The organism is Chitinasiproducens palmae, from assembly GCF_900095735.1.
GTDB lineage: Bacteria > Pseudomonadota > Gammaproteobacteria > Burkholderiales > Burkholderiaceae > Chitinasiproducens > Chitinasiproducens palmae.
On record NZ_FNLO01000020.1, the window covers coordinates 26032 to 34079 of the forward strand.

General features: G+C 68.6%; 7 protein-coding genes. 5 read left to right on the plus strand and 2 right to left on the minus strand.

Annotated features, from left to right (window positions below; translation table 11 throughout):
- Nucleotides 1-43: 43 nt before the first annotated feature.
- From waaF to BLU54_RS22740, 4 genes are all read left to right on the plus strand, one after another.
- Complete coding sequence (gene waaF / locus BLU54_RS22725) at nt 44-1069, plus strand: lipopolysaccharide heptosyltransferase II (protein WP_091913438.1); 1026 nt, start codon at nt 44-46, stop codon at nt 1067-1069.
- A 65-nt stretch (nt 1070-1134) separates the two neighbouring features.
- Nucleotides 1135-1572 carry a nuclear transport factor 2 family protein gene (locus BLU54_RS22730; RefSeq protein WP_091913441.1) on the plus strand — a complete coding sequence of 146 codons (438 nt, stop codon included), beginning with the start codon at nt 1135-1137 and terminating at the stop codon, nt 1570-1572.
- A 5-nt stretch (nt 1573-1577) separates the two neighbouring features.
- Entirely contained in the window at nt 1578-2618 is a 1041-nt protein-coding gene (locus tag BLU54_RS22735; RefSeq protein WP_211435397.1) for a YheT family hydrolase, read from the plus strand.
- Nucleotides 2611-3225, plus strand: coding sequence for a DUF2946 family protein (locus tag BLU54_RS22740; protein WP_091913443.1), 615 nt, complete (start codon nt 2611-2613; stop codon nt 3223-3225). Before BLU54_RS22735 ends, BLU54_RS22740 begins: the two co-directional genes overlap by 8 nt.
- 29 nt (nt 3226-3254) lie before the next feature.
- On the opposite strand, the gene BLU54_RS22745 is transcribed toward BLU54_RS22740, so the two are convergent.
- Both BLU54_RS22745 and BLU54_RS22750 read right to left on the minus strand, forming a co-directional pair.
- Nucleotides 3255-3563, minus strand: a complete 309-nt coding sequence (locus BLU54_RS22745; RefSeq protein WP_091913446.1) for a hypothetical protein — start codon at nt 3561-3563, stop codon at nt 3255-3257.
- An 88-nt stretch (nt 3564-3651) separates the two neighbouring features.
- The gene (locus BLU54_RS22750) at nt 3652-5217 is read right to left on the minus strand and encodes a M48 family metalloprotease (protein ID WP_170845277.1); all 1566 of its coding nucleotides are present in this window, start codon (nt 5215-5217) and stop codon (nt 3652-3654) included.
- A 1383-nt stretch (nt 5218-6600) separates the two neighbouring features.
- Here BLU54_RS22750 and moaC point away from each other — a divergent pair.
- Nucleotides 6601-7089, plus strand: coding sequence for a cyclic pyranopterin monophosphate synthase MoaC (moaC, locus tag BLU54_RS22755; protein WP_091913450.1), 489 nt, complete (start codon nt 6601-6603; stop codon nt 7087-7089).
- Nucleotides 7090-8048 lie beyond the last annotated feature (959 nt).

Sequence of the window (8048 nt, forward strand, 5' to 3'; positions counted from 1 at the left end):
CGGCCGGCTTGCTGGCCGGCCCACAACGATTCCGACTATCCGAATGCGCCGCGCGCTCATCATTGCGCCGAACTGGATCGGCGATGCGCTGATGGCGCAGCCCCTGTTCACCCTGCTCAAACGCCTGCACCCGAGGCTGACGATCGACGCCCTCGCGCCGCCGTCGGTGGCGCCCGTGCTCGAACGCATGAGCGAGATCGCCACCGTCCACCGTGCGCCGTTCGAGCACGGCCGGCTCGACATCGCCCGCCGCTGGCAAGTGGCCGCGGATCTGCGCGAGCAGGACTACGACGCGGCCTATGTGCTGCCGAACTCGTACAAATCCGCGCTGATTCCAAAGCTGGCCGGCATCCGGCTGCGCATCGGCTACCGGGGCGAACAGCGCTTCGGCTGGCTGAATGTGCTGCATGCCAATCCGCCCCGCGGCGAGCGTCCGTCGATGACGCGGCACTATGCGGCCCTCGCCTACGCGCCCGGCGCCCAGTTGCCCGAGACGCTGCCCGTGCCGCGCCTGGAAGCCGATCTGAACGAGCCGATCCGGCTCTTTCATCGCTTCAACCTCGACACGCGCCTGCCGCTGATCGCGCTGTGCCCCGGTGCCGAATACGGCCCGGCCAAGCGCTGGCCGCCCGAGCACTTCGCGACACTGGCCCGCCTGCTGCACCAGTCGTTCCCGTACGCGCAACTGGTGGTGCTGGGCACGGGCGGCGACCAGGCCGCCGCGCAGGCGATCGTCGCACAGGCGCCGTTCGTGCGCAGCCTCTGCGGACAGACCGCGTTGGGCGAGGCCTGTGCGCTGATCTCCCGCGCCACGGCGGTGGTCAGCAACGATTCGGGGCTGATGCACGTCGCCGCCGCGTTGCGCCGGCCGCTGATCGCGCTGTTCGGCTCGACCGACCCGCGTCACACGCCACCGCTCTCCGAGCAGGCACGGGTACAATGGCTGCATCTCGACTGCAGTCCGTGCTTCCAGCGAGAGTGCCCGCTCGGCCATCTGAATTGCCTGCGTGAACTGGCGCCGGAAGCGGTATTCGGAACGCTGCGCCAGTTGCTGAGCGCGCCGCACTGACAACCGAGCGCCCCTGTCGAGGCTCCGCGAGCCGCGACACGCGGCGCGCCGACAACGATCTCAAGATGCCACGCTTTGCCCGCCTGTTCGAAGCCGCCGCCGAAACGCTCAACGCCTATTACGCGGCGTTGGCCGAACGAAACATCGAGGCATTGATGGAATTGTGGGTCGACGAGGATTTCGTCTCGTGTATTTGCGAGGACGGCCGCCATCTGCACGGCCTCGAACGGATCCGCGCCGGCTTCGCGAAACAGATCGACGAGCAGCCGTCGACGATCGAACCGCTCGACATCCGCGTCTACGACAGCCTGGCGACGGTCGTCTACGCGGTGGCCGAAGCGCATCGCAGCGACGCCGGCGAGAAGATGGTGTTCACGACCTACGTGATGGTGCAGGACCGTGGCGAATGGCGCATCGCCCATCTGCACGCGAGCGAAATGCGCGACGAAGCGGCGGGCGAATTCACCGACAAGCTGCGCAAGGGCCGCGGCGTCCTGCACTGAACCGCATGCGCGCGCCCGCCGGCGCCGTCGCGGGACCCGCGCCGCACACCAGCGACTATCCCGCGCCCTGGTGGTTGCCCGGCGGTCACCTGCAGACGATCTTGCCGGCGACCGTGTTCGGCGCGCCACCGGTTGCATATCGGCGCGAACGCTGGACGACGCCCGACGACGATTTCATCGACGTCGACTGGCACGCCACGTCCGCCGCGCCCGCCACATCGGGTCGCCCCCTGCTCGTGCTGTTCCATGGCCTGGAGGGCAGCGCCGAAAGCCATTACGCGCGCGCGTTGATGACTGTCGCCGCGGCGCGCGGCTGGCAAGCCGCCGTGCCGCATTTTCGTAGTTGCAGCGGCGAGCTGAACCGCCTGCCACGGTTCTATCACTCGGGCGACGCCGCGGAGATCGACTGGATCCTGCGCCGGATGCGGGCCCGCGCGCCCCATGCTCCCCTCTTCGTCGCCGGCGTTTCGCTGGGCGCCAACGCATTGCTGTGCTGGCTCGGCCAACAGGCGCAGGACGCCGCCTGGGTGCGTGCGGCCGCGGCCGTTTCCGCCCCGATCGATCTCGAACGCGCCGGCGATGCACTGGGCCGCGGCTTGAACATGATCTACACGCGCCACTTCCTCGCCACGCTCAAGCGCAAGAGTCTCGCCAAGCTCGCCCGCTTCCCCGGCCTGTTCGACGCGGACGCGGTGCGGGCCGCGCGCGACCTGCGCGCCTTCGACGACCTCGTCACCGCCCCGCTGCACGGTTTCGCCGGCGTCGACGATTATTGGCGTCGCGCCTCGTCGCGTCGCTGGCTGCAGCACATCGCCGTGCCGACGCTGCTGCTCAACGCCGCCAACGATCCGTTCACCCCACTCGGCACCCTGCCGGGACCGGGCGAGGTCTCGCCCTCGGTCCTGATCGAGCGCCCCGCGCAGGGCGGCCACGTCGGATTCGCGACGGGAACGCTCGGCGAGGCGATGCGTCGGACAAGCAATGGCTGGCTGGCCGCTCGCCTTGCCGCCTTCTTCGACGATTACACGGAAACAGACCATGGATGAGAACGTCAAGCGCGCGCTGGAGAAGTGGCCCAACGTGCCCGCCTGCACCGGTTGGCTATTGCTTGACCGACGCGGCGCGTGGCGCATGCGCGACGAGGCCGTGCAAGCCGCTGGCGGCCTGGGCGAGCCGATCCGGCATGCGCAACTGAACGAGTTCATCGGGCGCAACTATCTCAGCGACGCCCATGGCCGGTGGTTCTTCCAGAACGGCCCGCAACGCGTCTTCGTCGAGCTCGCATACGCGCCATGGATCGTGCGCCTGATGCCGGTGCCAGCCGGGGAAACGGGCCATGCGCCGCTGCGCGACCAGACCGGGGCAGCGTTCACGCCGCTGCGCTGCTGGTTGGTCGACGACGGCAACGTGGTCTTCGAAGGCCGGCGTGGCGATGACGGCGCGCTGCAATTCGCGCTGCTGCACGATCACGACCTTGGCCCGTTCACCGAACGAATGAGCGAGCAGGATGGCGACACCCGCTGGCAAGCCGACGACGGCACGCTGTTGCCGCTCGCCCAGTTGGCCGAGGCCGAGATCGAGCAACGCTTCGGCTTCGTCCGCCACCCGTCGCTCGCACTGCCTGCCGACGAGGACGTGCCCGCCTCACGCTGATCGGCTCCGCCGCCGGGCCAGGCATCGGTTCAACCGTCGGTCGAGTCATCGGCCTGGTCTTCGGTGCGGTCTTCGGTGCGGTCTTCGGTTCGAGCGCCGGCGCTGCCAATGCCGCGCTTGAGGCGTCGATCGGGTTGGCTGGGTTGGCTGGGTTGGCTGGGTTGGCTGGGGCGACTGGGGGGGCGCCGCTCGACGGTCATGACCGCTTTGTGCAGCCGCTGTAGTGAGCCACTGTCCCTGGCATCAGCGCCTGCATTTTGCAGCCGGCGTCGGCGTGCCGGACGGGCGACACGCCCGCCCGGCTGTCCCGCCTTGACGATGCCGCCGATCGTCGTCATCGCGGCTCCGCCCAGCCTGTATTCGCGCTTCGCGACGGGCGGGGGCCCCCGACGCACGTCGCGGGCGAGCGCGATCCGGCCGCCCCGGTCATTGCGGCCAGCCCTTCCTGTCCTCGCGTTCCTCTTCGTAGGCGGTGCGCATCTCGCGCAGCCGGCGTGACAGCGCCGCCTGCTCGTCCAGGCCGGCCTGACCACCATCGCGCGCCTGCTTCAGTTGCTCGATAGCCGACGCCCAGGCGCCGTCCAGCGCCAACCGTTCAGCCTGCGCGCGGCGCTGGCAGACGACATCGCCGAGCCGATTGCAGGACTGCGCCAGCATTGCCCACCAGTCGGGATCGTCGCGACGGCTCCGCGTGAACGACTCGGCGAGCCGTCGCACCGCCACCTGGTCGACGTGGTCGCCCAGACGCGCCATCATGCGCGCTGCCACCAGCGACACCGCCGCCGAGGACGGTGCCTCGCCGAGCGCAGCCTGCAACGCGGTCCGCGCGGCCGCCGCTTGCTGCCGCGTGATCGCGATGTCCGCCTGCAACAAGGACAAATCGGCCAGCAGCCGTGACGACACCGCACGCGGTGGAACGGCGCCGTCATCACGGGCGGCGCCTGGCGCCCGCGCGCCGGTCGGCACCGGCACCGCGGTCATCGATGGCGCGGACGGACCGACCCGTAGATCCCGGTTCGTCGTGGCGACCAGCATCGCGCGCGCCTGTCGCAGCGCTTCGGACGCGCCAACGATATCCCCTTGCCGCTGAGCCGCGAGCGCGATCCCATACCAGTTTGCCGCCGGCTCCGGCGCCGTCTGCTGCGCCAATTCGCCGGCCAACTGGTCGCGTACGCGAAGGTAAGCCAGCTTGTCCTCAGCTTGGAGCACCCGCGCCCGGACCTGCATGAACGCGTACTGCGGGTCCTCGTGCGCAAAGCGGTACGGCAGTCCGCGCGCACGGTCCGAGATTTCCGCCATCCGCTCGCTCGTCAGTGGGTGCGTACGGAAGTACTTCGCCAGTTCCGAAACATCGGGCGAAGCGCGCTCCATGCGCCCGAAAAACCGTATCATCGCGTCCGGGTCGAAGCCCGCGCCGTACAGCACCGAAAAACCCACGCGATCCGCCTCCTGCTCGGCCGAGCGGGATAGCGCGAGATGATTGTCCAACGCAAACGCCTGGGAGCCGGTCACCACCGCCATGCCGAGGTCCGCACTGCGCGCCGCCACGCCCGCCAGCAGGCCAAGCAACGTGCCCGCCAGCGCCGTGTAGCTGTCGCGCTTGCCAGGGCCGATGCTGCGGGCAATGTGCCGCTGCAACACGTGCCCGATCTCGTGCGCGAGCACGGACGCCAACTCGGATTCGCTTTGCGTCGTCGCAATGAGACCCGTGTTCACGCCGATGAAACCACCGGGCATCGCAAACGCATTGATCATCGGATCGCGCATCACGAACGCCGTGAAGCGGGGCGCCGCCGGATCGATGCGCTCGCGCGCGCTGGCACCCAACCGTCCGGCGAGCCCGGTCACGTAGTCGTTCAGCAAGGGATCGTCCAGATAGGACGGGTCGCGCCTGACCTCCCGCAGCAGTACCTCGCCCCAGCGCCGCTCGTCCGCCGGCGACAGTTCACCGCCGGAGCCGTCGCCGAGCGTCGGCAGAACATTGCCGTGCATCGGCTGCTCACTGCTGGAGGCAAAGCGTGGTGTACGACACACGTCGCCAACCGGCAGCGTTTCCGACGCGCTGCTGCCGGCCACACCCGCGCAGACATCGATTGGACGCGGCGGCAGACAATCCGCCCCACTCGTGCAGGGCGAAGCGGGAGCGCCGCCCCGCAGTGCGGAGAGACGTGACGGCGAGCCCGGCAGTGCGTTGCCGGCTGGATCGGCCGCAGCCGCCGAAGCCGCTGCAGGTGCCGAAGCACCTGAAACCCGTGCGCGGGCGGGCTCGCCTTGCGACGGGTCACGCCCGGCGCGCAACGTACCGGATGGCACCGCCGACGACGGCTCGCGGCCATCCGCAGGCAAGGGCTGGGCCCAAACGTGCGCGCCGAGCGGGCAGCCAAGCAATGCGATCATCAAGCACGCGCCAAGCCGTTGCGCGCGGGACCGTGGCCCGCGACGGTCGCCCCCCTGGCCGCCGCGCCGCGCCGCGGCTTGAAAGCGCGCGCTGCCGCCGCGCAAGAAGCTCGCACGGCCGAGTGCAGTCACCACGCCCACGGATGCAGTCTAACGGCAGCCATGCCGGACAGATCGGCGGGCGCCAGCCAGGCGACGCAATGTGCCCGCTTCCACTGCTGGCGCTGCCCAGGCCACCGCCGCGGCGATGCGGCATCGCAAGGCCGCTCCGCACCACGCAACCGCGTCGCCGTGCCGGACACTCTGACTACCAGGCCATTTGTCGCCCAGATCGACGCACTAGAGTTTGCGGCAGATATCAAGGCAGTCATCGACGTATTCACGAAAGCACTCGCGAAGGCATGCTTCGAGGGTTCATCGGGCCGTTTAGCAAGGCTGTACGACGATGCTGCGGAGACGACACACGCGGCGGCGACACATGCGGCGGCGACACATGCGGCGATGTATGCAACGCTGCATGTGCAGCGGCACGTAAGACAAACCGTGCGAGTAAGCACGTGACGGTAGATGCTAAAACGATCATGCCGACAGCCTAACTCAGGCTTCCCGCCGAGCGCTTGTCGACAAACCGGCCTATGTCGCGGTCCCGGCCCAATGCGCGAACACCCGTGCCTCCGCTACTTCGTGGTTCGACTCACGGCGATGCCTGCCAGCGGAGTGTTGCCGTTGCCGTTGCCGGCAGGCTTGCCAGCGCTGACGCGCTCCTCCGTCCCGTGCGGCGACACGACTTCCCCGACATCGAGGACCGGCCACCGTGCCCGCGGCCGTCATCAAACCGCGCAGCATTGCCACGTGGCGGCTGGCGAAAACAATGCGCGGCAATGCTGCGACGACGCGTGCGCACCGACTTGAATTGTCTGGACCATCATCGATCGACGCTATGATAGACCGCTGAAGCCTTCTCGAACGCAAACCACGATGAAAGAACTGACGCATTTCGACGCTGCCGGAGACGCCCATATGGTGGACGTCGGGGCAAAAGCCGAAACCCGACGCGTCGCACGCGCGCGCGGCACCATCACGATGGCGCGCGACACCTTCGCGACGATCGCCAGCGGACAAGCGAAGAAAGGCGACGTCATCGGCATTGCGCGGGTTGCCGCCATTCAGGGTGCGAAGCGCACCGCCGACCTGATCCCACTCTGCCACCCGCTTGCGCTGACGCGTGTTGCCGTCACCTTCGAACTGGACGAGGCGGCCAGCGCAGTGCATTGCGAAGCGCGCGTCGAAACCGTCGGGCGCACGGGCGTTGAGATGGAAGCATTGACCGCCGTTCAGGTCGGCTTGCTCACCATCTATGACATGGTCAAGGCCATCGATCGCGGCATGATCATCACCAATGTCGGCGTGGTCGAAAAGCGCGGCGGCAAGAGCGGCGACTGGACGCCTGCCCGTAGCGAGCCATGAGCGGTTTCCAGCACACTTTGCGCGCCGGTCGCAGGTAAAGACGGCGGGCTCTGCACCTGCACTTGCACCTGCACCTCACTTGCAGTTGCCTTCGCCAATCGCAACGCCTGCGATGATAGCGGTCGGCAGGCCGCCCAGATCAGCACGGCGCGGCAAAGACCGTTTCCCGACCACCCCATTCCACCCGGCCGGGTGACTTGCGCTTGATGAGCCATCGGCCATTCGGCCATCGTCCAACGGCCATTGGTCGGCATGAGCCGGGTTCACGCGCCGCCTGTGACGCGGGCCAGGTCGACGAGTGCTCGACCGACAGGCCGGAGGCAGACGACCGCAGTGGCGCAGCCGCACCAGCCGCTGCGTCAAAGGAGGCACCTCAGACAGTCGGGTCGCGACGACGACGCCTTCATCTGCGTCAATCGGAAGGCCCCCGCGTAGTGAAGCGCGCGCACCGCACTTGCCCCTGGCCACCGGCTTCGACTCGGCCGACGGCTTGCGCTTGAGTCGCCGTCTCGCCCGCCCGATGCGGACCGACAATCGAAATGAACCGGGATGGCGCGGCGCTTGTCACGCGGGTCGGCTCGACGGGCATACAACCGAAGGACCGAAGGACCGAGGGCAGACCGCTGTAACATTCAAGCGCCGACATTGTTGAAATGGAAGCGCCCCGCTTCGCTCTTCACACTACCGTGCAGTGGTGCTGCGTAACGACTGGCGCAGGGCTGCGATGCGCCGGGTCGCAGCGCTGACGAGCGCTGGATAGTGGAGTTCGCGGATCGCGCAGCCGAGTAGCGGATCACGGTCGCCGTTCGCCGGTCGCCGGTCGCCGGTCGCCGGTCGCCGGTCGCCGGTCGCCGGTCGCCGGTCGCCGGTTGCCGGTTGCCGGTTGCCGGTTGCCGGTTGCCGGTTGCCGGTTGCCGGTTGCCGGTTGCCGGTTGCCGGTTGCCGGTTGCCGGTTGCCG

Bases quoted from the DNA above. Each gene is read 5' to 3' on its own strand.
- waaF (WP_091913438.1), top strand. From the start codon at position 44: ATGCGCCGCGCGCTCATCATTGCGCCGAACTGGATCGGCGATGCGCTG.
- BLU54_RS22730 (WP_091913441.1), top strand. From the start codon at position 1,135: ATGCCACGCTTTGCCCGCCTGTTCGAAGCCGCCGCCGAAACGCTCAAC.
- BLU54_RS22735 (WP_211435397.1), top strand. From the start codon at position 1,578: ATGCGCGCGCCCGCCGGCGCCGTCGCGGGACCCGCGCCGCACACCAGC.
- BLU54_RS22740 (WP_091913443.1), top strand. From the start codon at position 2,611: ATGGATGAGAACGTCAAGCGCGCGCTGGAGAAGTGGCCCAACGTGCCC.
- BLU54_RS22745 (WP_091913446.1), bottom strand. From the start codon at position 3,563: ATGACGACGATCGGCGGCATCGTCAAGGCGGGACAGCCGGGCGGGCGT.
- BLU54_RS22750 (WP_170845277.1), bottom strand. From the start codon at position 5,217: ATGCACGGCAATGTTCTGCCGACGCTCGGCGACGGCTCCGGCGGTGAA.
- moaC (WP_091913450.1), top strand. From the start codon at position 6,601: ATGAAAGAACTGACGCATTTCGACGCTGCCGGAGACGCCCATATGGTG.